This window comes from Halovivax asiaticus JCM 14624 (genome assembly GCF_000337515.1).
Taxonomy (GTDB): domain Archaea; phylum Halobacteriota; class Halobacteria; order Halobacteriales; family Natrialbaceae; genus Halovivax; species Halovivax asiaticus.
The window spans coordinates 92,278-113,787 of sequence record NZ_AOIQ01000009.1 but is presented as its reverse complement, the minus strand read 5'-3'; the positions used below and the strand labels follow the sequence as shown (position 1 = coordinate 113,787).

The window sequence follows — 21,510 nt, the reverse complement described above, 5'->3', positions numbered from 1 at the left end:
CGCTGGATCGATTCGCGGCGGCGTCTCCGGCTGGCAGTCTCCTCGTCTTGCACCACTCCGTCGAGTCGCCCAGCGTGTTAGGTCGTCTGTGAGTGACGTTCGGTCGCTCCCGCCTTGGCAGGGTCGTGATCGAGCTCGTAGTCGATTTCGATGCGTGCGCCGCCGTCGGCGGACTCGGTGACGGCGAGCGACCAGCCGTGGGCCTCGACGATCTGCGTGACGATGTCGAGCCCGAGTCCTGTGCCGTCCGCGTTGGTCGAGTAACCGGACTCGAGGACGTCCTCCCGGGCGTCTTCGGGAATTCCCACACCGTCGTCGGCGACGTAGAAACCGGCCCTCTCACCGGTTTCGGGAGCGACTGCCTGCTCGCTGGCCGAATTCGGGACATCGTCGACGTCGATCGTTCCGACGGTGACGGTGACGTCGGGGCCGCCGTGTTCGACGGCGTCCTGCCGAGTGGACGAGGGAGGGCTCGTCGAGCCGTGCTCGACGGCGTTGCGAAACAGGTTCTCGAGCGCCTGAGTGAGTCTGGAATCGTCGGCGGTGAGGCGATGGTCGCCGGTCTCGATTCGGAGCGTCGCGTCGGCGGTGTCGACGCCGTTCCAGGCCGTGGTGGCCAGCGTCCCCAGATCGACGAGCGTTGGATCGGCGACCACATCGCCGTGTCTGGCGAGGGTGAGGACATCCTCGATGATGTGCTCCATCCGGTCGAGAGCGGTCTGGATTTCGTCGAGTTCGGTGTCGTCGTAGCGCTCGGCGAGGATCGAGCGATAGCCGTCGGCGACGTTGAGTGGATTCCTGAGATCGTGGCTGACGACGCTGGCGAAGCGATCGAGGCGCTCGTTCTGGCGCTCGAGTTCGCGCTCGTAACGTCGTTGTTCGGTGACGTCACGAACGATGAGGAGGCGGCCGATTGGCCGGGCCTGACGGTCCGTTATTTCCGTCTCGTCGATGGCAAGATATCGACTGTGTTCGTCATCACGGATGGTGACCTGGTCGTGACTATCGGATCGATTCCGATTCGTGATCGAGTCGGGCAACTCGTCGCCAGCGTCACGACCGATGATGGAACTGTCGACACCAAGCAGGGCAATGGCCTGTGGATTGGCGTCGACGATTCGGCCCTGGCGGTCGAGGACGAGGACGCCGTCCTCGATGGCGTCGACGATCGTCTCACGAGCGACCGGCATCACGTCCACGAACCGGTAGCGCAGAATCGCGACGGCGAACGCGGCGGCGGTGACGGTAAACGCCAGCGAGCTCGGATCGAACGTCGTCCCGCCGAACACGAACACCGTGCTCGCGATCCACGGGGCGAGGATGCCGACGCCGAGGGCGGCCGCCTGGCCGCGATAAATCGTTTTCGAGCGGTGATAAAAGCGCGCCACGAAAAACGTCGCCGCGGCAGTGAGCGAGTAGGCGTACACCGTATACGCGTAGAACGCCGGCCCGTGGTCGAACGCGATGCCGATCGGCGTTGCTGGGGCCGCGTAGACCTCACGCCAGAGGAGCGTGTGTGAGCCGTGTGTGAACACGACGGCGATCACGAGACCGGTTGCGACAACGAGTCCCGCCCGGACCCAGTCGGTCAGAAACCGCGTTCGGCCGGTGTAGCGAACGACGAAAACGAACATCGCCGTCGGCGTGAGCGCGGCGCCGATCCAGAGGAACTGAACCCAGCGTGTACTCGCCGACACCGTCGTCGCCAGCGTCGCCCCCAGATCGCCGAGCAACCAGATCGTAATCGAGCTCGCAGTAACCGCGAGGGCCGTTGCACCATCGGTCTCTCGATTCCTGAGTGCCAGAATCGCCACCGAGAGCGTGACCACGACGCCGGCCACGAGCAGGACGAACCAGACCCGATGGAACAACGGGGTCATCTGGGATACTTGAGACGCCAGCCGTAAATTGCCACCGGCCGGATCTGCGGAATTCCAGTGCTACCGGGTGCGTACGGCGATACCAACGGTCACGTGCCGTCCTCGTGGCCAGTGGCTACAGGGCGGTTCGGTGCCAGCAGTTGTCTCGGCGCTGGCGCTTGCCGGTTGTTGTCTGCCCGCCGGGATCAGTACAGCGTTGCGCCGAGCGAGACGCCGAACCCGTCGTCCGGACTCACGAGGACGGGATAGCCCTCGTCACTTGGGACGCCGACGGTCAGTGCCTCGGACTCGAACCCGGCGATCCGGACCGAACCCAGGTTCGTCGCACAGAGCACCCGCCGGCCGACGAGTTCGTCAGGGTTGTAGTGATAGTCGAGCTGGGCCGCAGACTGGATCTCTTCGTCGCCGAGGTCGATCCACAGTTTCGTCATCGCGTCCTTGTTCGTCTCGGGGAACGACTCGGCGTCGACGACCTCGCCGACGCGGAACTCGGTGTCGAACGGACTCTCGACCATGCAACTGGATTCGCCGGCAACGACAAAAAGCTCCCGCGCAACCGGGTCTCGTCGGCCGACGTACCGGTTCGAGGTGGCAAATTCGTTCGCGGCCGGTCGAGCAATTCAATCGACGGTTCGCCGGTCTGCCTGCGGGTTGACCGCGCCGGGCCCCGTTCCGACATCGTAGTGGTTCTCGATGGCGCGGGCGACGAAATCTGTAGCGCCGCCGACGGCGTCGACGAGGTCGTCCCCGCGGGCCAGCCGGGCAGCGATCGCGGCCGAGAGGGTGCACCCGGAGCCGTGGGTCGCCTCGGTGTCGACGCGGTCGTGCTCGAACGTGGCGACGAACGCGCCGTCGACGATCTCGCCGGCCTCGTCCCCGTTGCCGACCGTCGCGCCGCGGTCTCCCACCGTGTCCGCCTCGGCAACGAGCACGTCCGTGATCGTCTCGCCCGGGACGTGCCCGCCCTTCACCAGCGCGGCGTCGACTCCCCGCTCTAGCAGTCCCCGGCCCGCCTCCACTGCGCGGTCGACACCGGTAATCTCGATGCCGGTGAGGACTGCCGCCTCGTCCGCGTTCGGCGTGACGACGGTCGCCTCGGCGAGCAGGTCATCGTAGGCCGCCTCCGCGTCGCGGTCGAGGAGCCGATCGCCCGACGTGGCGACCATGACCGGATCGACGACGACCGGGAACGACGCGTCAGCGGCCCGATCGGCGACGAGCGAGACGAGGTCGGCGCTGGCGAGCATTCCCGTCTTCGCGGCGCCGACATCGAAGTCGCCGACGACGGCGTCGATCTGGGCGGCGACCTCGGAACGTGGAAGGACGTGCGAGGAGTCCACGCCGCGCGTGTGCTGGGCCGTCACGGCCGTGATCGCCGACGTGCCGAAGACGTCGTGAGCCGCGAACGTCGACAGATCCGCCTGGATTCCCGCCCCGCCGCCGGAGTCGCTACCGGCGATGGTGAGGGCGACTGGCCGAGCGTCGGGTTGTGGCGGTCGCATACGGAGGGCTACCGGCTGGTGGTACAAATCCGTGGTGGATTCGGCCGCCGGCCAGGAGGCTCGCTATCGACGATAGCCGTGGTCCGCGTGAGCCGATGCACGTCCTGGCCGGTCTTGCATATCACGATGGTGGTTTTTGGCAACGTTCGGTGTAGGTCCGATCGATGTGTGACGACGAGAACCCGGACCGACTGACGCGTGACGAGGCGAACTGCCGGATCGAGCACGTCGGCCGCCGGGCGTTCCTGAGCGCTGGTGCTGTCGCATTTGCGACCCTCGATTGGGGTCGGGTCGGCGGCTCGATCCGTGGCCGAGCACAGGTGTCGTCGTCCGATTCCGGACCCGACGACGTGCTCGCCGGGTCGACGCGACGTGGTAGCCGAGACTACGAAGTTCAACGAGTCGTCGCCGACGAGTCGGGTACCATCCGATTTGCGGTGCCGAACGCCTGGGACGACGTCCTGGGAACACCGGTCGAAGGCGATCCATTCCTCGTCGCCTCGCCGGACCTGGATGGGTACGCTACCTCCTGGGAGGTCCCCGGCATCGAGGTCTCCGTCCGCAGCCAGTCCGTGGACAGACCAGGAGATGAACTGGACGAGCTGACACAGTACGGTGGGGCTTGCGAGGACGGTGGTCGACAGCACACGCGAGTGCCGGGATACGAGTTCCTGACGCAGGGATGGTTTCAGTGTGGGAGCGAGGGAACGACGTTCCTGACGATGGCCGGGAATCCGACGCCGAATGCGGCTGTCGACGCCCAGACTGGCCCAGACGCCGAGCCGGAAGTCCGGAGTGGGAACGCCGCGAATTCGACTCGTGGAATCGTCATCGGGGCGCAGGGAGTGAGCGAACGGGATCTCGGTGTAATCGCTGGGGCGATTCACTCCCTCGTGACTCACCGAGCGGACGACCGGACGACCATGGAAGCGCCTCGGGTGACGAAATCGTCGTCGAAAGGAGTGGACGGTCGATTAGCTCCAGGGGAGTCGATTGCAGCGGAGATTCCACCGGGGAGCCCGGGCCACCGCTATGTGATCGACGACGTGGCAGTCGGTGATCGGGTGCGCGTCGACGGCAGTCGAACTGGCGGGCAGGGTCTCCAGGGGTTCTACTTGTTCGAAGCAGGCGAGCGTGTCGGCTTTCCGACGGCGATCGACGCGGCGATGGTTAGCCCATACGGGATGAACGCTCTGACCGGCGAGGCCGGACCGTTCACCCTCACCGGGACGGTTCGGACTGCCGAATCGGAACTCGTCCTGATGAACATCCCAGGTCCGTTTCCGGAGGGAAATGGACCGTATGAACTTACAATCGAACGGATGGCTCGCTAAGCACCGGCGGCAGCGGGCCCGGTGACAGTCGCCACGCAGTTGGTACTGTTACCTTACTACCGGTAAATTAATACTTCAGTACTATCCATAAATTGTATGATCGAAACAACCTTTCTGTCTACCCAGTACGTCAGTTTGGGGAGTTTTGTCGGCCAACTCATCTTCGTTGTGAACGTCGTCATGGCGATGTGGACGTTCGTCGACGCGTTCAGTTGGGAGCAGGATGGCCGGCACCCGATGATGTGGACCGTCGTCGTCTTCCTCCTCTCGATCGCTGGACTCTTCCTCTATCTGATGCTCGGCAGGTCACCCTCCTTTCAGGCGGCTGACGGAAGACAGTCGAAAACCTGACCGAAATTGGCTCCGCGGGACGATCTGCGTCGGTACCGGGTATCGACCAATTCGTGGCCGCTCACTCACCAGCGACGGCCTGTTCCTCCGTTTCCTGTCGCCTCACACTCACGAGCGCACGGCTTCGACGGCGTCCATCGCGCGATCGACCTTCTCGACGTCGGCGTTGTAGCCCATGTGGCCGATGCGGAGGATGTCGTCCGCCAGCTCGCCGAGTCCGGTCGCCAGCACGACGTCTTCTTCCGCAGCGACACGCTGCTGTACGCGTTCGGCCTCGCCTGGAAGCGAGAAGGCGGTGACCGTGGGAGATGCCCGTTCGGCGTCGGGATACGGCTCGAGGCCGAGTTCGGCGCCACGTTCTCGGCAGCGCTCGGCGGCCGCCTCGTGGCGTGCGTAGACGGCCTCGACCCCCTCGTCGAGTACCAGGTCCACCGCCGCGTCGAGGCCGGCCACGTTCGCGTCGAGGTGCGTGTAGGGGAAGCCGTCGGAGACGTCGCGCCACGGGAGGAAGTTCGTGTACAGTGAGGTGGGCTCACGCGCCTCCATGCGTTCCCACGCACGATCGCTGATCGCGGCGGTCGTCAGCCCCGGCGGCGCGGAGAAGCACTTCTGGGACCCGCCGAGACAGATGTCGATCCGCTCGGTCGGAACGGGCGTTCCGCCGAGCGAGGAGACGGCGTCGACCACCGAGAGCACGTCGTACTCGTCGAGGCGGTCGAGGACCGGTTCGAGGTCGTTGAGCGTCCCGGTCGGCGTCTCGCAGTGGACCATCGTCGCCAGTTCGAACGGTTCGCCGGCCGCCGCGGCGTCCTCCAGCGTCGCTTCGACCGCGTCGAGGTCGTACCCGTCGTCGAACGGTCCGCCGACGAGCTCGGGGTCGCCGTCGTACGACCCGACGAAGTCGGCGAAGCCGTCTCCGTAGCGCCCGTTCGAGACGCAGAGGACGCGATCTCCCGGGTCGACCAGCGACGCGATCGCTGCCTCGAGCCCGAGGATCCCCTCGCCGCCGAGGACCACCACGTCGTGGTCAGTGTCGTACACGCGGGCCAGCTTGGCACAGAGGTCACGGTACCGGTCGCGAAACGCCGGATCGAGGTCCGGATTCGGCTGCGGCTCGGCCATCGCTTCCCTGACGGACGGCGGCACGGCGGTCGGCCCTGGCGTAAACAGCATACCTGGTTCTGGGTCGCGCTCCAAGTAGCCGGTTTCGGTCGCGCCAGCTGGTGGACTGGCCCTCGTTCCGGCTTCGGGTCCACCTGCTCGGGGTCGCGATCGAGCGTCCCACCGTGGCTGAGCACAATGCTCATATAGGTGGACGGAATTGTTTGGGCCGTGCGATCAGTCACTCACGGCCCGTCGACGCCTGTCGTGAGTGACAGCCTCGTCGATCGGTCGTCAGCGACGGCCCCCGAGGCGACCTCGTTCTTCAAATTTGGGAAATTTGGCAAAACATCCCTGTAGCGTGCTCTGGGCGGGCGTGGCGCCCCCGTCCCGGGTGCATCCGGATTCGACACGCAGCGACCGAATCCACGGGATGTGGATTCTCGATACCGACCTGCCGGGTCGGTAGCGTCCGCACGGTACTGAGGACGGTCCGCGGCCCGGCTCCACGGGGCAGGTTGCCCCGTCCCACACCGACCAGATGACACACGACATCGACTTCACCGGCGTCTACCCGGCGATGTGTACGCCGTTCGACGCCGCCGACCGCATCGACTTCGAAACGCTCCGCGCCGACGCTCGCCGCCTCGAAGCGGCCGGCGTCGCCGGCCTCGTTCCTGTCGGCTCGACGGGCGAGTCCGCGACGCTCACCCACGACGAACACGTCCGGGTAATCGAGGCTGTCGTCGACGCCGTCGACGTGCCCGTGATCGCCGGCAGCGGCTCGAACAGCACGCACGAAGCGCTCGCCCTCTCCGAACGCGCCGCCGACGCGGGCGCCGACGCGCTCTTGCTCATCTCGCCGTACTACAACAGGCCCGAACAGCGAGGACTCGCCGTGCACTACCGGACGATCGCAGACGCCGTGGACCTTCCGCAGATCGTCTACAACGTCCCGTCGCGGACCGGCCGGACGATCGAACCCGACACCGTCGTCGAGCTGGCGAGCCATTCGAATATTGCCGGTTACAAGGCCGCCGAGGGCGACCTGAACGCGATCGGCGAGATCGTGGAGCGTACCCGAGACGATGACTTCGCCGTCCTCTCCGGCGACGACGCGCTCACGCTACCGATCTGCTCGGTCGGGGGGACCGGCGCGATCAGCGTCGCCGCGAACGTCGAACCGGAGCGAACGGCCGCGATGGTCGACGCCGCGCTCGACGGCGACTACGAGCGCGCCCGCGCACTTCACCACGACCTCGGCCCGCTCTTTCGCGCGCTCTTTTGCGAAACGAACCCGATTCCGGTCACGGAGGCGCTGGCGATCCGCGAGGACGCGCCGCCGAACCTGCGTTCGCCGCTGACGCGTCTCTCTCCGGAAAACCGCCATCACCTGGAATCGGTGCTCGACGCGTACGATGCGTTCCCGGGCGACGAGCCACCTGCGGAGGTGAACGCGTCGTGACGGACCGCTCATCGTCGCTCGATTCGGCGGGGCCGCTTCGGCTCGGCGTCACCGGCGCGACCGGCCGCATGGGGCGGGTAGTCCTCGCCACGGCGGTCGAACGGCCGGATTGCGACGTTGTCTTCGCCGTCAATCGGTCGCCGGCGTCCGACGCCGTCGAGGGAGTCGAGATCGAGCCCGCCGTCGCGTTCGACGCGCTGATCGCCGACCGGGAGCCCCACGCGGTTGTCGATTTCACGGGGGCGGGGGCCGCCGTCGACTACGCCGTCACCTGCGCGGAGGAAGGAGTGCCGTTCGTCACGGGAACCACCGGTATGGACGAGACGCAGCTCGACCGACTCTGCGAAGCGAGCGAGTCGGTTCCGGTCCTGCACGCCTCGAACTTCTCGCGCGGCGTCGCCGTCCTCGACGAACTGCTCGCCGAGGCGGTTCGACGGCTCCCCGACTACGACATCGAACTCGTCGAGACGCACCACAGCGGGAAGCGCGATGCCCCAAGCGGTACCACCACCCGCTTGCTGGCGACGCTCGAATCGGCTCACCCCGGCGAGGATGAGATTCCTGACCGGGTCCACGGCCGGGAGGGAGACGCGCCACGCGAACCAGGCGAGATCGGCGTCCATTCCGTCCGTGCGGGCGCCATCGCCGGCGAGCACGAGATTCTGTTGGCCGGCAATCACGAGGAGATCCGGCTGTGCCACCGTGCGGGCGATCGCGGCGTCTTCGCCGCCGGTGCCCTTGACGCGGCCGCCTGGCTCGCCGGTCGCGACCCCGGCTGGTACGACTTTCGCGAGGTGATCGACGCATGACGGGGGCCCTCGAAGCCGACGTCGAGACTCTCTGGACGCGACACGAGATCGGGGACATCGACGCCGAGACGATCACCGAGGACGATCTGGCCGTTCTCGTCGACTTCCTCGATGCGCTGGAGACCGGCGAGGTCCGCGCGGCCGAGAAGGAGGGAGACGAGTGGCAGGTCATCGAGTGGGTCAAGCGCGGGATCTTACTAACTTTCGCCCTCCGCGAGACGCGCGCCCGCGAGTACGGCGACGTCACCTACAACGACGTCCTCTCGCTGGCCGATACCGACACGTACCGGGCACGCGGAACGCGAAACACGCCCGACGGAACTGTCGTCCGCCGGGGTGCATGTGTCGGCGCCGACTGTATCCTGATGAGCCCGTCGTTCGTGAACGTCGGCGCGCACGTCGGCGACGGGACCCTCGTCGACTCGTGCGACACGGTCGGCTCCTGCGCCCAGATCGGCCGCGAAGTCAAGCTCGGGGCGAACACCCTCGTCGGTGGCGTACTTGAACCGGTCGAGAACGCCCCGGTCGTGATCGAGGACGGCGTCTCCCTCGGCGCCGGCTGTCGCGTAACGTCGGGCTTCGTCGTCGGCGAAGGAGCTGTCGTCGGGGAGAACACGCTCCTGACGCCCCGAATCCCCGTCTACGATCTCGTCACTGACGAGATCGTGTACGGTCACTTGCCGCCCGAACGGCGTGCGTTCACCCGCTTCGTCGAGTCTTCGGTCGGCGAGCACGACCTCTTCGAAGACGGGGCCTACAAGCCGGCCGTCGTCGCGACGGCGCTCGAGGATCGCACGCTCGAAGCGACGGAACGCGAGGAGGTGCTCCGATCGTGAGCGACCGATCCGCCGACGGTGCCGGCGGCGCGGGGGACGGCGGTTCCTGGCCGCCCGTTCGACGCCTCGCCGACTGGGACGCGTCCCGTCTCCGCTCGCTCGCCGACGCGTTCGAAACGCCGCTGTACGTCCTCGATCTCGATCGCGCCCGGGCGAACTATCGCCGCCTCGCGGCCGCGTTTCCCGACGCCGAGATCGCCTACGCGGCGAAGGCGAACGGGCTCGTCGACCTCCTCCGCGTGCTCTGTGCCGACGGAGCGACGATCGAGTGCGCCTCGGCCGGCGAAGTGTATCGCGCCCGCGAGGCGGGTATCCCCGGCGATCTGATCCGCTACACCGCCGTGAACCCGCCTGAGCGCGACCTGGAGTACGTCGTGGACGCGTGGCGGGAGGACCCGACGCTCACGATCACGGCCGGCGCTTGGGACACCGTCCGTCGCCTCGCCGAGTTGGGCTACGGCGGTCGACTCTGCTTGCGGGTCACTCCCGGTGTCGGCGCGGGCCACCACGCGGCCGTCCGGACCGGCGGCGACGCGACGTTCGGGCTCCCGGCGGACAGACTCGTCGAGACCGCTCGCGACGCTGTCGATCGAGGCCTCGACCTCGTCGGCCTCCACGCCCACGTCGGCTCGGGCGTCCTCGACGCCGACCAGCGCGCGGCTCACCGACGGTTCGTCGCACGCGTCGCCGACCTCGTGACTGAAGTCTGCGATGCGACCGGCTCCCTCGACCTCGTTTCGGTGGGTGGCGGCTTCGGCGTCCCGTACCGTTCGGACGAGACGCCACTCGCACTCGACGCGCTCGCCAACGCGACCCGTGCTGCACTCGCCGACGTCGATGCGCGCCTCTCGATCGAGCCGGGTCGCTACCTCGTCGCCGACGCCGGCGTCCTCCTGACCGAAGCGAATACCGTCAAGGAGACCCCGACCACACGGGTCGTCGGCGTCGACGCGGGGATGACGACGCTCCTTCGGCCGGCCCTGTACGACGCGTCCCACGCGGTCCGCCCGCTCGCGCCGGACGCACCCGACCGCGAGACCATCTCGCAGACGGTGTCCGGGCCGGTCTGTGAGAGCGCGGACCTCATCTGTGCGGACCGATCGTTCCCGCGCGTCGAACGCGGCGAATTGCTCGCCGTCGGGAACGCCGGCGCCTACGGCTACGAGATGACGAGTACGTACAACGCCAGGCCGCGACCGGCGACGGTCGTCGTCGATGGGTCCGATGCTCGGCTCGCTCGTCGGCGTGAGTCGCTCTCCGATCTGGCGCGCCTGGAGGTCGCTACCGGGCGGGAGGTGGTCGAATGAGTACGATCGCCGTCGATCGCGAGACGATCGCCGCCTCGCGATACCACGGGACCGGCAACGACTTCCTGCTCGTGGACGCCGACGAGCCGGTTCCGAAGCGCCGCTCGTTCGCTCGGCGTGTCTGTGACCCCGACGAGGGGTTCGGCGTCGATGGCGTCCTCTTCCTCGCACTCGAACCCGAGTTCGCCCCGCCACGCGTCGTGATGACGCTCGTCCAGCCCGACGGGAGCGTCGCCCCGATGTGTGGCAACGGCGCCCGCTGTGCCGCCGCGTGGGCGATGGAACGAACCGGCGCGGATGCCGTCATGATCGACACGCAGGCGGGAACCAGGCCCGCGGAGCGTGTTTCCGCCGACGCCGACGGCCCAGCGCAGATCGCCGTCGAGATGAACCGTCCCGCATTCGACCCTGCTTCCGTCCCCGTCTCGGCGGACGCGCCGGTCGTCGACCGCCCAGTATCCGACGTCGTCGACCTCGACGCCGACTCCCGGGTCCGCTCGCTCGATGGCGACGGGCCGCTCCGGATCACCGCCGTCGATACCGGCGTCCCACACGTCGTCGCCTTCGTCGAGGACGTCGATTCCGTCGAACTCGACCGATTCGGTCCTGCGATCCGTCACGCCGAGGCGTTCCCGCGTGGGACGAACGTGACCCTCGCGAGCCCGACGTCGACCCTCGCGGCAGGGTCGTCCGATTCGTGCGTGTTCGACCAGCGGACGTACGAGCGCGGCGTCGAGGGCGAGACCGCCGCCTGCGGCACCGGCGCGGTTGCGATCGCCGCCGTGGCCTCCCGGCTCGCGTACGCACCCCGGTCCGGCGAGTGGGAACTGCATCCGCCAGGTGGGACGCTGCGTGTCCGCTTCGACGCCCACCACCGGGCGGTCCTGGAGGGGCCAGTCGTCCACGAGACGGATCACGAGTTGCCGGTGAGCGAGTGCGAATGCCGATGAACCGTGCCTCCCTGGACGGTAGCCGGACCGGCTTCGACCCGATCGAATTCCTCGAACGCGCCGTCTCGATCGAGACGCACGAGCGCGTCGACGAACTCCGCGAGGACGTTCGATCGATCCTCGGCGCACACGGCCACGACCCGACCGTCGACGCCACCGGCACCCTCGTCGTAACTCGGGGTTCGGGAGAACCAGCGGTTGGCAACACCGATCGCGCCGTTTCACACATTGTCCTGAATACGCACCTCGATACGGTCTCACCGCACGTCCCGCCGGAGTGGGGACCCGACGGCGACCGGCTCTCCGGCCGGGGTGCCTGCGACGCGGCCGGCGCGCTCGCCGCGATGCTCGCCACGTTCCTCACGACCGAACTCACTTCCGGCCGACTGACGCTGGCGCTGACGCCGGACGAGGAGGTGTACTCCACGGGCGCACGCTCCCTCGTCGAGCGAGCCGATTCGCCACTGCGCGACGCGGATGCGGTGATCGTCGGCGAACCCACCGGACTCGACGTCTGTCCGGCGGCCCCCGGCCGCTTCGAGGGGACGATCGAACTCGGTGGTGAACACGCGCACGCGGCCCGACCCGACACGGGGAACAATGCAGTCGACGCGCTCGCCGAGGTCCTCCTCGCGCTCCGCTCGTTCGACGACCGGGACGACGTCCCTGGCGACCATCCACAACTCGGTGCCCCCACGCTCACCCCGACGGTCGTTCAGGGTGGCGAGGCGACGAACCAGGTCCCGGCGAGTGCCCGACTCACAGTGGATCGTCGGCCGGTCCCGCCTGAAACGCCCGACTCGTTCGAGGCGACGCTGTTGGATCAGTTCGATGCGGCCGTCCCATCATCGATCGACGTCTCGTTCTCCTTCACTGATCGACCCACCCCGTTCTTCGACGCCTGGTCGACCGACCCCGATCATCCGCTCGTTCTAACGCTGTCTGCCGCGAGCGGCGGTGACGTTCGCGCGTTCGGCGCGGCGACGGAAGCCTCGTACTTCGCTGGCGTGGCGCCGACCGTCGTCTTCGGGCCCGGCTCGCTCGCCGATGCTGTGGGTCCCGTTGCACACGCCGACCGAGAGTACGTTTCGATCGATGAGATCCACGAGGCGGCTACGGCACTCATATCGGCGACGACGGCATTGCTGGCGACGTGATCACGCACTTTCGGACCGATCGGCGCCCGCCACGAATCACATCGCCCCGATCTTCGGGACGTCGCCGGTATCGATCGCCGATTCGACGACCAGCAACTGCCCATCGACAGTGATGGCGACGGATTCGTGGTCGGGGGCCGGTCTGAGCCGATGGGCGTCCAGATAGGTTTTGCCGGCCTCGGTGGTTGCGTCCGTCTCGTCCTCGAACAGGATCGCCTCGGTGGCGGTCGTCTCGGCGCCGTCGACTGCGTAGCCCTCGCTCTTTGCGACCGCGCCCTCGATGTCCATGAGCCGAATGGCAGGTGCCCCGTCGAGGATTTTGAGTACGTCAGCGTCCGGGAGCGCCGCGACGAGGCGGTCAAACGAGTCGTGTGCGTCCGCGTATCGGGTCGCGTCACTGGCAGCTGCGTCGATAGTTTGTTCGAGCGTCTCGACCGGCCAGTTCGCCGAGGTCTGGACCCAGGTCGTTCGATCGAAGGCGACGGCGTTGCCGTCACCCTCGTAGACGTCTAGCTCGCCGTACTCGCCGCGGTGGGTCAACTCGTCGCTCCGGACGAGTCGCTCAAAGTGTGTCGCATCGAACGCGCCTCGGGCGACGATCGTCGTCCCATCGTCCCACCCGTAGTCCGCGCTCACGATCACTCCGAGGCTGTCCCACGTGTCGCCAGCCTGTTGCTCGCCGGTGACGTAATACTCCATCTGGTCGGCCAGTTCTGTCAGTGCCGCCGGTAACTCCGCCCGGTGGGTGCCGAGTCGAGCTGGGGTGAACGCTTCGACGTCGTAGGAATCGACGCCGACGGCCTCAGGTGGGAGGAGCCAGTCGCTCACAACCTGTCCGCTTTGCCGACTGAGCTCGTAGCGCGTTTCACTCGGGTCCTCAGCGGTGTCCGATCCACTGGGCTCGCCCCCGTCGGTTCCATCGTCATCGGTCTCGTCTTCCGCGCCGCCGTCCCCCAGCATGCCGACGCACCCAGCGACCCCCATACACCCTACAGTTACCCCTGTCTGTAACAGCGTTCGACGATCCATTTTCGTGACCTCTTATTTCAATTTAGGGGCGATAACGATTACGACCGTCGACGCTCAGTTCTGGGTCCGCCGCTTGGTGTCTCGGTTCCCAGATCTGTCCCTCACTGTCTCGACATCGGTGTGATCTCCCTCCGCTCACGGAGACCTCGGCATGGGTACCAGCGCCCATGCCCGTGCCGTTCGCCGTCACGATCGTTGTACGAACCGAGGTGCGGTGTGCTATGCTCCGATTTCCAACCGACTCAAGTGGTTATCGATTACTACCCTTGGACGCCAGTACTTGGCGTATCGATGAGAAATTATATAACATATCAACAGCTATGACTTGTATGGGGATTCATAATTTTCGGCGTGACGTCTTGACTGGTGGAGCGATCGGATTGTCGGCGATATTGGCGGGGTCTGTGAGTGCGCACGGTGGCGGTAAAGACGGTCAGTCGCACGGGGCGACCGTTCAGCTCGACGATCAACGCTCGAGTGGTGGCTCGGTAATGATCGAGACGTTGCGTACGAAGAAGGCGAGTACCCTGTACCTCCTGACGGACGAGTTCGACGTTCTCGCAGAGTGGAAACTGTCCGCGAACGTGCGTCGTGGGTCGCATTCGATCGAACTGCGGCGCTCGCTTACCGCACGTCAGGAGATCACCGCACTCCTGATCGAGCGGCCTGGTACACTGGCTGCAGGAGACGTGGCAACCGTCTCGCTCGGCGATGCTGACTCCACACTCACGGTTCGCGACCAGTCGGGAACCGGGGCGTTGGTCGACATCTCACAGCTTCGAACGGACGTCGACGCGTCGTTGTTCGTCTTCGACGCCACCGGTCGGCAGATCGGTGGGAGTGGCGTCAGGTTCGTCGGTGGCACGGAAATCGACTCGCTGACCGTTCCGCTCGAATCGCCACTCGAAGGGAGTCAGTCCGTTCGTGTCGTTCTCTACGAGTCGAACGGCGGCCCGATCGCCGAGACGACGGCGTTCCTGCGGGTCGAGGACGCCGGCCCTGCGACGCTGACGGTCGAAGAACAGACGTCTGATGGCTCGTCGATCGACGTCTCACACCTGTGGACCGCGGTCGACTCGTCCCTGTTCGTCTTCGACGAGTCTGGCGATGTCGTCGGCGGAAGCGGCGTGACGTTCGACGCCGGTGACGAGGTGACGGACCGTTCCGTCGACCTCGACGAGTCGCTCGAATCGACGCAGGAAGTGACTGTGACGCTCTACGAATCGAATGGTGGACCGATCGCGACCGAGACGGCGACCGTCGAGGTCTCGGATGGTGGGTCGGCATCGATCACGTTCGACGACCAGACGTCGGACGGCACGACCGTCGAAATTGCCTCGTTGCGTACGCCGGTCGACTCGTCGCTGTTCGTCTTCGACGAGGCGGATACCGTGATCGGTGGGAGTGGCGTGACGTTCGACGCCGGTGACGAGGTGACGGACCGTTCCGTCGACCTCGACGAGTCGCTCGACTCGACGCAGGACGTGACTGTGACGCTTTACGAATCCAACGGTGGACCGATCGCCGAAGCCACGGCGTCCGTGACTGTCGAGTAAAGGGTTGTGGAAACGCGACTACAGAAGTTCGTCCGTCGGTCGCGTCACTTCGATCTCGCCGACGTCGCCGTCGAGTCGGTAGGTCGCGTTCTCCGGGTCGGCGTTCGAATCGGCAACGTAGGCTTCGAGGTGTGATTCGGTGGCTGCATCGGTACTCGTAAAGACGAGCGTCGTCGTGATCGTCGTTTCGTCCGCGTGAACGTCGAACGACTCGCCCGCGGCGACGACCGCGTCAGATCGGGTCCCCGCCAGCACGGGCGTGACTGAGCCCGTCGCGTGTTCGGCGAAGACGATCTCGCCCGCGGGTTGTGCTGCTTGCAGCGTCCGGAATCGTTCGCGTTCCTCGACGACCCGCGGCTCGTCGCCGGCGTCGGCGGCGATGATCTGTCGAAGGCCTTCCATGGGTTCTTCGGGAAAACTCGCAGCGACGAACGCCTCGGATCCGAGCCCCCAGGCAAAGCCGCCGTCCGTGTAGCACTCGTACCCGCCGACGGACGAGTCGTGTTCGAACCCGCCCGCTTCCAGGTCGGCAGCCGCCGTCTCGGCATCGAGATCGCCACGAATCGCCACCAACCCGCCGGAGTGGACGGTCTGTGTCTCGTTGGCGCCGAACCGGGTGCCGACGAGGTAGTCGATGTCCGCGGCCGATGGCAACTCGATCGGCTGGTCGGCGATCTGGCTGCCTGGCCCGAATCCCTGGGGAGTCTCACCCACCGTCGCCGCGAGCGCGGCGGGAGCCATGCCGGTGACGGTGACCGGATTCGCATCGAGCGCGTCCGGGACGGGAATCCACCGACCGAATTCGTCGAGACCGTAGCCGTCGGTTGGCCCATCGTCTGTTTCGTCCGTTCCATCGTCGTTCGATTCGTCGTCCAGACCGAGCGAACTGAGACAGCCAGCGAGGCCACCGAGACACGCGACTCCGCCGAGAGCGAGGACCGACCGTCGATTCATACCGTAATCTTGCCGGAACGAAGACGGTAATTCTTCCGACACCGTGCCCTGAAGAGGGAGTTCTCGGTGCCAGCGGCGTCGAGCCAGAGCTATCGACAGGCGTTATCGGTTCGTGCCACCGCCGGCCGGTTCGTCGACGCGGTTCGCGACGCGCGCAAGTACGTGCTCGTGCTGGGGGCCTCGCGATTCGACGCGCGTGCTCGCGTCGAGTTCGGGAACGGCGTCGACGACGGTGAGGTAGCTCATACAGCCGAGGCGATAGTCGCCCTCCGGGTCGATTCGCACGCCGTCGATCCGCACCGTGCCGTCCGTTCCCAATTCGATGCCGGCGGCGATCAGGCCACCGTGGGTCGCATCCAGCGGGTCCGTACATCGCTCGGCCACGGCCTGGAGCGTCTCGCCCGGGAGGCGATGCACGTCGAGTTTCGAGCCGAAAGGAACGATCCCGACGACGTCACCCCTGGTGACTCGACCCGGAAGGCCGTCACGGACGGACGCCGCCGCGACGAGGCCGACGTCGGCGTCGCCGCCGACGCGATACGCAGTCGCGACGAGTTCGGCCGCCTCGGTGTGGTCGAGTGGCTCCGGCAACCGACCCAGCCGGCGGGTTAGCCCCAGGTCGGCAGCCAGGTCTCGATAGGTCGACTCGACGGACTCGGAGCGCGGTGCCTCGTCGATCGAGTGCGTGACGGCCTCGATCGAACCGCCGTGGTCGGTGGGTGACTCACCGAGTTCGACGAACTGATAGACGCCGGCTTGGCCACCCTCCGTCCGACTGACGAGGGTCCCGTCGATCCGCTCGCGGACCGCGTCGTGATCGTGTCCACCGAGGACGGCGTCCGCGTCGGTTTCGGCGGCGATCCGTTCGTCGATCGGCCCCGCGTGCGAGAGGATGACCACCCAGTCGGCGCCCCGGTCGCGGAGCCGCTTCGCCTCGATCCGGACGGCGTCGACCGGATCCGTGATCGTCACGTCGAGCTCCAGCCCGCTCAGCTCGACGGTCTCCGGGTGGACGATGCCGATCAGCCCGATTCGGTGTCCGGCGGCGGAGACGACGGTACTCGATTCGAGGCCGTCCCATCGATCGGTCTCGTCGGACCGTGTGGTGTCCTCGAGCGACGTCGGTCCATCGACGTTCGCGGCGAGGTGCGTCGCTGCCGTCGATCGAGCCCACTCGGCGGCCTCGCTGGCCCCGTGGTCGAACTCGTGGTTACCGAGCGTGTCCACGTCGAGGGAAATCTGATCGTAAAACGGGCGGGCGATTGCGCGACTGTCGTCGCTCTCGAACGCGAGCGCCCCGAGTGCGCTCGTGTCACCAGATCCCACGACGAGGGTTCGGTCATCCCTGACCCGGTCGATCGCGCCGGCGAGCCGACCGACCCGCTCCGGATCGTCGTAAATCGTCTCGAGATCCGCGAGGTGGAGGAGTCTCGGTGCCGTCATCGACGTCCAGATTTCGACGGCTGTGACAAGTGACTACCGGTCAAACTGGACTGCGGCGGCGGTCGCCCGCGTGCCGGAACCCGAACCCTTAGGCCCACACCCGCGTCACGAACTCACACATGACAGCGTGGATCGCGGAGACGTACACGAGTGACGCCGGCTGGTCGTTACTGGAAGACCTAGTCGATATCGGCAATCGGATGGCGGGGAGCGAGGGTGAACGCGAGGGCGCCGAACTGACCCGGGACGCACTCGCGGCGGTGGGAGCACGAAACGCCCGACTCGAGGCGTTCGACATCCAGGGCTGGACGCGCGGATCGAGCAGCCTGACGGCGGATGGAACTGACCAGGACTGTATCGCCCTCCCGCGGAGTCCGTCCGGCTCGGTGACCACGGAGCTCGTCGACGTCGGCTACGGCCGTCCCGTGGACTTCGCGGACGCCGATCTCGACGGAAAGGTGGCGATGGCGCGAAGCGACGTCCCCGACTCCTTCGACCGGTACATCCACCGTCGGGAGAAGTACTATCACGCCGTCGAGGCGGGCGCCGACGCCTTCCTCTACCGGAATCACGTCGAGGGTTGCCTGCCGCCGACCGGGAGCGTCGGGACGCCCGAGGACCCGATCGGCGACGTTCCGGCGCTCGGGATCAGTTCGGAAGTCGGGTCGCGGCTCGCGCGGCGATTCGCCGGCGATGGGGACGGTACGGGCGAGCCAGTCACCGTCACCGTCGACGCCGACGTCCACGACGCGACGAGTCAGAACGTCCACGCGGAACTCGGGCCCGACACCGACGAGCGCGTCCTCGTGACGAGCCACGTCGACGCCCACGACATCGCCGAGGGGGCGATGGACAACGCCGCCGGCACCGCGATGGTCGTCGAGATCGCGAAGGCCCTGGCGACGCGCGAGGACGAACTCGACACCCGGGTGGAGTTCGTCGCCTTCGGCTCCGAGGAGATCGGCCTCGTCGGGTCGGCTGTCGACGCCGAGCGGCGAGACCACGACACCGTCAAAGCGATTCTCAACAGCGACGGCGTCACCAGGGGCCGGAATCTCGCGGTCTATCCGAACGGGTTCGACGAACTGGCCGACCTGGCCGAGGACGTCTGCGAGCAATTTTCCCACCCAGCTTCGGTCGATCCCACGCCCCAGCCCCACAGCGACCACTGGCCCTACGTCCAGTGGGGCGTCCCCGGCTACATGATGATGAGCGAGACGGGCGACAGCGGCCGCGGCTGGGGCCACACCTTCGCCGACACGTTCGAGAAACTCGACCGGCGAAACCACCGCGAACAGGCGATCGTCCTCACGGAACTCGCCGTCTCGCTCGCTGACGACGAATTCTCGGTGGCCCACCACGACCCCGATACCATCGCCGACGACCTGGAAGACGCGAACCTCGCCGAGGGAATGAAGATCATCGGCGACTGGCCGTACGACACCTGATCGGCCGTTCCTCAGTCTTTTCGTTCGCACTCCCCGTCACCGTCGCCACCACCGTGGCGGCTCGCGGCGAGGGGCTCGAATCGCCGCCAACACCCTAACAACTTTACCAGTCTCGGCCCGTATTCCGGGTATGGACTCCACGGAGTCGGTCCCCTGGGCGGACGTGATCGCCGTTCGCGGCGTCCCCGGCGAGGAACTCCAGCCCTTCGTTCAGCGCGACGCCCCCGATCTGGATGGTCGTTCGCCCGCCGAGGCGGTCAAAGTCGTCTACGACGACTGGAAAGAGACCCTCGGCGACGAACGAACGCTCGACGATCAGGGCGCGGCGTACCTGATCGCGTACCTGCTCGAACACCGCGGCGTGATCCACCTCGACGACACGGACGCGTTCGGCGGCTCACTGCTCGATCGAAAGCCGGACGACGAGCGCCTCCGCGAACTGTTCCACGACGAGGAACGGACCCTCTGGTGGATCGGGGTCGAGTGCGGCGTCCACCACTCGCTCGTCTCGCGCTGGCTCTACGAGGCGGACATCCCGCTGCTCGCGCGCAACCTCAACGACGAAACGGTCAGGAAACTGCCGAAGCGACCGCGTTGAATCGGCTCGGCGACTGGTCAGTCCCACGTCATCGAGATGTACACCAGCGCGATCATGCACACGATCGCGACGAGAAAGATGGCGATCGTCGCGATCTCGGGGTAGAGTTGATCGATCAACGCCGGGGTCGCGAACGCGCCGGCGATGGCGTCTCCGGTCATTACCGGGCCGTTCGCGTTCCGATGGCAAAGCGTTGCTGATTCGACGGTGGATCGAGTCTGGCGGTTACTCGTCGAGTTCGTCGACTAGCTCCGCCGCGACGCCGGTGTAGCCGGCCGGGGTCAGCGCCAGCAGCTCTTCGCGGACGCCTTCGTCGACGTCCAAGTCGGCGAAGAGGTCGCGGAAGTCCTCGATGGTGACGCGTTTCCCGCGAGTGAGTGCTTTGACCTGTTCGTAGGCGTCGTCGCGGCCCTCCCGGCGGAGGATGGTCTGGACGGCCTCGCCGATGACTTCGGGCGTGTTCGCGAGTTCGTCGTCCATCACCTGCTCGGTCGGGGTGACCTTCGCGAGGCCGTCTTCGACCTTGGTGTAGCCGATCAGGCAGTGAGCGAAGGCGGCCCCGATGTTGCGCTTGACCGTGGAGTCCGAGAGGTCGCGCTGGAGGCGGGAGGTGGTTACGTACTCACCGAGGAACTGGAGGTCCGCGTTGGCCTTCGAGAGGTTGCCCTCCGAGTTCTCGAAGTCGATCGGGTTCACCTTGTGGGGCATCGTCGAGGAGCCCGTCTCGCCCGCGGCGGCCTCCTGGCCGAGGTACCGGTCGGAGACGTAGAGCCAGTCGTCGAGATCGAGATCGAGGACGATCTGGTTCGCGCCACGGAACGCGTCGAACAGCGCCGCGAGGTCGTCGCAGGGGTTGACCTGGGTGGTCAGGGGTTCGAAGTCGAGGCCGAGATCCGTGACGAACGCTCGGGCAAAGGCGGGCCAGTCGACGTCCGGGTAGGCGGCGTGGTGAGCGGCGTAGGTGCCAGACGCCCCGCCGAGTTTCCCGCGCAGGCGATCGGTCGCGTCCGAAATGCGGTCGATGGCGGTGTCGAGCCGGCTCGCGTAGACAGCCATCTCCTTGCCGAAGGTGGTCGGCGTGGCGGGCTGGCCGTGGGTGCGAGCGAGCATCGGTCGGTCGCGGTACTCGCGGGCCTGGTCGGCGAGGGCCTCGCGAACGTCTTCGAGGGCGGGGAGCAGGACCTCGCGCACGGCGTCGCGCACGTTCAGCCGATGGGCGAGGTTGTTGACGTCCTCGCTGGTCAGGCCGAAGTGGATCCACGGAACGGCGTCGTGTTCGTCGGGGAGCCGGAGCCGGAGGAAGTACTCGACGGCCTTGACGTCGTGGTTGGTCGCCTCGAACGGGCCGTGCCCGGTCGTCTCGATTCGCTTGACGACGGCGGCGTCCTCGGCGTCGAACTCCTCGTAGGCCGCCCGGAGGGTAACTCGAGTTTCCTCGTCTATGGAAAGCGGCGTCGCCTCGAGATCGGCGAGCGCGAGGAGGTACTCGACCTCCACGCGAACGCGTGCCTGCATCAGGCCCGCCTCGCTCGCGTAGGGTCGGAGGGGCTCGGTTCGCCCGGCGTACCGCCCGTCGAGCGGCGAGACGGCATACAGCGAATCCACAGTTGTCATACCCGTGACTCGCCCGCGAACCCGAAAAAGCGTATCGTTTGGGCGACCAGTCGGGCCGACTGGCAGCAGCGACCGATCGGATCGCAGTCGGTGCTGGGCAGGCGCCCAGTGGTGACTCGTGTCAGTCCATCCGCCGAATCAGAACCCCTTTGATTCGGGTGGCCGGAGTATCGCAC

General features: G+C 66.8%; 20 protein-coding genes. 11 read left to right on the top strand and 9 right to left on the bottom strand.

Features of this window, described 5'->3' with window-relative positions; translation table 11 throughout:
- Nucleotides 1-77: 77 nt before the first annotated feature.
- From C479_RS05380 to thiD, 3 genes are all read right to left on the bottom strand, one after another.
- Nucleotides 78-1,880: a histidine kinase N-terminal 7TM domain-containing protein gene (locus C479_RS05380; protein WP_007698996.1), complete on the bottom strand. Its 1,803-nt coding sequence runs from the start codon at nt 1,878-1,880 to the stop codon at nt 78-80.
- A 185-nt stretch (nt 1,881-2,065) separates the two neighbouring features.
- Nucleotides 2,066-2,395: a tRNA-binding domain-containing protein gene (locus C479_RS05375; RefSeq protein ID WP_007698994.1), complete on the bottom strand. Its 330-nt coding sequence runs from the start codon at nt 2,393-2,395 to the stop codon at nt 2,066-2,068.
- 105 nt (nt 2,396-2,500) lie between these two features.
- A complete protein-coding gene (thiD, locus tag C479_RS05370) occupies nt 2,501-3,382 on the bottom strand; it encodes a bifunctional hydroxymethylpyrimidine kinase/phosphomethylpyrimidine kinase (protein WP_007698992.1) in 882 nt (293 codons plus the stop codon).
- A gap of 164 nt (nt 3,383-3,546) precedes the next feature.
- Here thiD and C479_RS05365 point away from each other — a divergent pair, with 164 nt between their 5' ends.
- Complete coding sequence (locus tag C479_RS05365; protein ID WP_007698991.1) at nt 3,547-4,716, top strand: hypothetical protein; 1,170 nt, start codon at nt 3,547-3,549, stop codon at nt 4,714-4,716.
- Nucleotides 4,717-4,812: 96 nt separating this feature from the next.
- Entirely contained in the window at nt 4,813-5,067 is a 255-nt protein-coding gene (locus C479_RS05360) for a PLDc N-terminal domain-containing protein (RefSeq protein WP_007698989.1), read from the top strand.
- A 108-nt stretch (nt 5,068-5,175) separates the two neighbouring features.
- On the opposite strand, the gene C479_RS05355 is transcribed toward C479_RS05360, so the two are convergent.
- Complete coding sequence (locus C479_RS05355; RefSeq protein WP_049907093.1) at nt 5,176-6,240, bottom strand: pyridoxal-phosphate-dependent aminotransferase family protein; 1,065 nt, start codon at nt 6,238-6,240, stop codon at nt 5,176-5,178.
- 469 nt (nt 6,241-6,709) lie between these two features.
- On the opposite strand from C479_RS05355, the gene dapA reads away from it, so the two are divergent.
- From dapA to C479_RS05325, 6 genes are read left to right on the top strand one after another with little or no spacing between them, the layout of a single operon-like run.
- The gene (gene dapA / locus C479_RS05350; protein ID WP_007698984.1) at nt 6,710-7,633 is read left to right on the top strand and encodes a 4-hydroxy-tetrahydrodipicolinate synthase; all 924 of its coding nucleotides are present in this window, start codon (nt 6,710-6,712) and stop codon (nt 7,631-7,633) included.
- A complete protein-coding gene (gene dapB, locus C479_RS05345) occupies nt 7,630-8,442 on the top strand; it encodes a 4-hydroxy-tetrahydrodipicolinate reductase (protein ID WP_007698982.1) in 813 nt (270 codons plus the stop codon). The genes dapA and dapB overlap by 4 nt, the downstream gene beginning before the upstream one ends.
- Nucleotides 8,439-9,278: a 2,3,4,5-tetrahydropyridine-2,6-dicarboxylate N-succinyltransferase gene (locus C479_RS05340; protein ID WP_007698980.1), complete on the top strand. Its 840-nt coding sequence runs from the start codon at nt 8,439-8,441 to the stop codon at nt 9,276-9,278. The genes dapB and C479_RS05340 overlap by 4 nt, the downstream gene beginning before the upstream one ends.
- Nucleotides 9,275-10,585: a diaminopimelate decarboxylase gene (gene lysA, locus C479_RS05335; protein WP_007698977.1), complete on the top strand. Its 1,311-nt coding sequence runs from the start codon at nt 9,275-9,277 to the stop codon at nt 10,583-10,585. Before C479_RS05340 ends, lysA begins: the two co-directional genes overlap by 4 nt.
- On the top strand, nt 10,582-11,535 hold the full coding sequence (dapF, locus tag C479_RS05330; RefSeq protein WP_007698973.1) for a diaminopimelate epimerase: 954 nt from the start codon (nt 10,582-10,584) through the stop codon (nt 11,533-11,535). The genes lysA and dapF overlap by 4 nt, the downstream gene beginning before the upstream one ends.
- Nucleotides 11,526-12,692, top strand: coding sequence for a M20/M25/M40 family metallo-hydrolase (locus C479_RS05325; RefSeq protein WP_007698971.1), 1,167 nt, complete (start codon nt 11,526-11,528; stop codon nt 12,690-12,692). The genes dapF and C479_RS05325 overlap by 10 nt, the downstream gene beginning before the upstream one ends.
- A 36-nt stretch (nt 12,693-12,728) precedes the next feature.
- Here the strand turns inward: C479_RS05325 and C479_RS05320 are convergent, their stop codons facing one another.
- A complete protein-coding gene (locus C479_RS05320) occupies nt 12,729-13,676 on the bottom strand; it encodes a hypothetical protein (protein WP_049907092.1) in 948 nt (315 codons plus the stop codon).
- Between the two features lie 536 nt (nt 13,677-14,212).
- Between C479_RS05320 and C479_RS05315 the strand changes: the two genes are divergently transcribed.
- Complete coding sequence (locus C479_RS05315) at nt 14,213-15,277, top strand: hypothetical protein (RefSeq protein ID WP_241430162.1); 1,065 nt, start codon at nt 14,213-14,215, stop codon at nt 15,275-15,277.
- 18 nt (nt 15,278-15,295) lie between these two features.
- On the opposite strand, the gene C479_RS05310 is transcribed toward C479_RS05315, so the two are convergent.
- Together C479_RS05310 and C479_RS05305 are read right to left on the bottom strand one after the other, a co-directional pair.
- Entirely contained in the window at nt 15,296-16,231 is a 936-nt protein-coding gene (locus C479_RS05310) for a hypothetical protein (protein ID WP_007698963.1), read from the bottom strand.
- Nucleotides 16,232-16,333: 102 nt separating this feature from the next.
- Nucleotides 16,334-17,674, bottom strand: coding sequence for a bifunctional metallophosphatase/5'-nucleotidase (locus C479_RS05305; RefSeq protein WP_007698961.1), 1,341 nt, complete (start codon nt 17,672-17,674; stop codon nt 16,334-16,336).
- A 119-nt stretch (nt 17,675-17,793) separates the two neighbouring features.
- On the opposite strand from C479_RS05305, the gene C479_RS05300 reads away from it, so the two are divergent.
- Together C479_RS05300 and C479_RS05295 are read left to right on the top strand one after the other, a co-directional pair.
- A complete protein-coding gene (locus tag C479_RS05300) occupies nt 17,794-19,122 on the top strand; it encodes a M28 family peptidase (RefSeq protein ID WP_007698960.1) in 1,329 nt (442 codons plus the stop codon).
- 130 nt (nt 19,123-19,252) lie between these two features.
- Nucleotides 19,253-19,720, top strand: a complete 468-nt coding sequence (locus tag C479_RS05295) for a hypothetical protein (protein WP_007698958.1) — start codon at nt 19,253-19,255, stop codon at nt 19,718-19,720.
- Between the two features lie 17 nt (nt 19,721-19,737).
- Here C479_RS05295 and C479_RS16365 read toward each other — a convergent pair whose 3' ends face one another.
- Nucleotides 19,738-19,881, bottom strand: coding sequence for a hypothetical protein (locus tag C479_RS16365; protein WP_015299957.1), 144 nt, complete (start codon nt 19,879-19,881; stop codon nt 19,738-19,740).
- A gap of 64 nt (nt 19,882-19,945) precedes the next feature.
- A complete protein-coding gene (gene purB / locus C479_RS05290) occupies nt 19,946-21,334 on the bottom strand; it encodes an adenylosuccinate lyase (protein WP_007698956.1) in 1,389 nt (462 codons plus the stop codon).
- Nucleotides 21,335-21,510 lie beyond the last annotated feature (176 nt).

Excerpts from the sequence above, each read along its gene's own strand:
- C479_RS05340 (WP_007698980.1), top strand. The coding sequence starts at position 8,439 with ATGACGGGGGCCCTCGAAGCCGACGTCGAGACTCTCTGGACGCGACAC.
- purB (WP_007698956.1), bottom strand. The coding sequence starts at position 21,334 with ATGACAACTGTGGATTCGCTGTATGCCGTCTCGCCGCTCGACGGGCGG.
- thiD (WP_007698992.1), bottom strand. The coding sequence starts at position 3,382 with ATGCGACCGCCACAACCCGACGCTCGGCCAGTCGCCCTCACCATCGCC.
- C479_RS05320 (WP_049907092.1), bottom strand. The coding sequence starts at position 13,676 with ATGGGGGTCGCTGGGTGCGTCGGCATGCTGGGGGACGGCGGCGCGGAA.
- C479_RS05300 (WP_007698960.1), top strand. The coding sequence starts at position 17,794 with ATGACAGCGTGGATCGCGGAGACGTACACGAGTGACGCCGGCTGGTCG.
- C479_RS16365 (WP_015299957.1), bottom strand. The coding sequence starts at position 19,881 with ATGACCGGAGACGCCATCGCCGGCGCGTTCGCGACCCCGGCGTTGATC.
- C479_RS05365 (WP_007698991.1), top strand. The coding sequence starts at position 3,547 with ATGTGTGACGACGAGAACCCGGACCGACTGACGCGTGACGAGGCGAAC.
- C479_RS05295 (WP_007698958.1), top strand. The coding sequence starts at position 19,253 with ATGGACTCCACGGAGTCGGTCCCCTGGGCGGACGTGATCGCCGTTCGC.
- C479_RS05355 (WP_049907093.1), bottom strand. The coding sequence starts at position 6,240 with ATGCTGTTTACGCCAGGGCCGACCGCCGTGCCGCCGTCCGTCAGGGAA.
- C479_RS05315 (WP_241430162.1), top strand. The coding sequence starts at position 14,213 with ATGATCGAGACGTTGCGTACGAAGAAGGCGAGTACCCTGTACCTCCTG.
- C479_RS05380 (WP_007698996.1), bottom strand. The coding sequence starts at position 1,880 with ATGACCCCGTTGTTCCATCGGGTCTGGTTCGTCCTGCTCGTGGCCGGC.
- dapA (WP_007698984.1), top strand. The coding sequence starts at position 6,710 with ATGACACACGACATCGACTTCACCGGCGTCTACCCGGCGATGTGTACG.
- C479_RS05310 (WP_007698963.1), bottom strand. The coding sequence starts at position 16,231 with ATGAATCGACGGTCGGTCCTCGCTCTCGGCGGAGTCGCGTGTCTCGGT.
- C479_RS05375 (WP_007698994.1), bottom strand. The coding sequence starts at position 2,395 with ATGGTCGAGAGTCCGTTCGACACCGAGTTCCGCGTCGGCGAGGTCGTC.
- C479_RS05305 (WP_007698961.1), bottom strand. The coding sequence starts at position 17,674 with ATGACGGCACCGAGACTCCTCCACCTCGCGGATCTCGAGACGATTTAC.
- C479_RS05325 (WP_007698971.1), top strand. The coding sequence starts at position 11,526 with ATGCCGATGAACCGTGCCTCCCTGGACGGTAGCCGGACCGGCTTCGAC.
- dapF (WP_007698973.1), top strand. The coding sequence starts at position 10,582 with ATGAGTACGATCGCCGTCGATCGCGAGACGATCGCCGCCTCGCGATAC.
- C479_RS05360 (WP_007698989.1), top strand. The coding sequence starts at position 4,813 with ATGATCGAAACAACCTTTCTGTCTACCCAGTACGTCAGTTTGGGGAGT.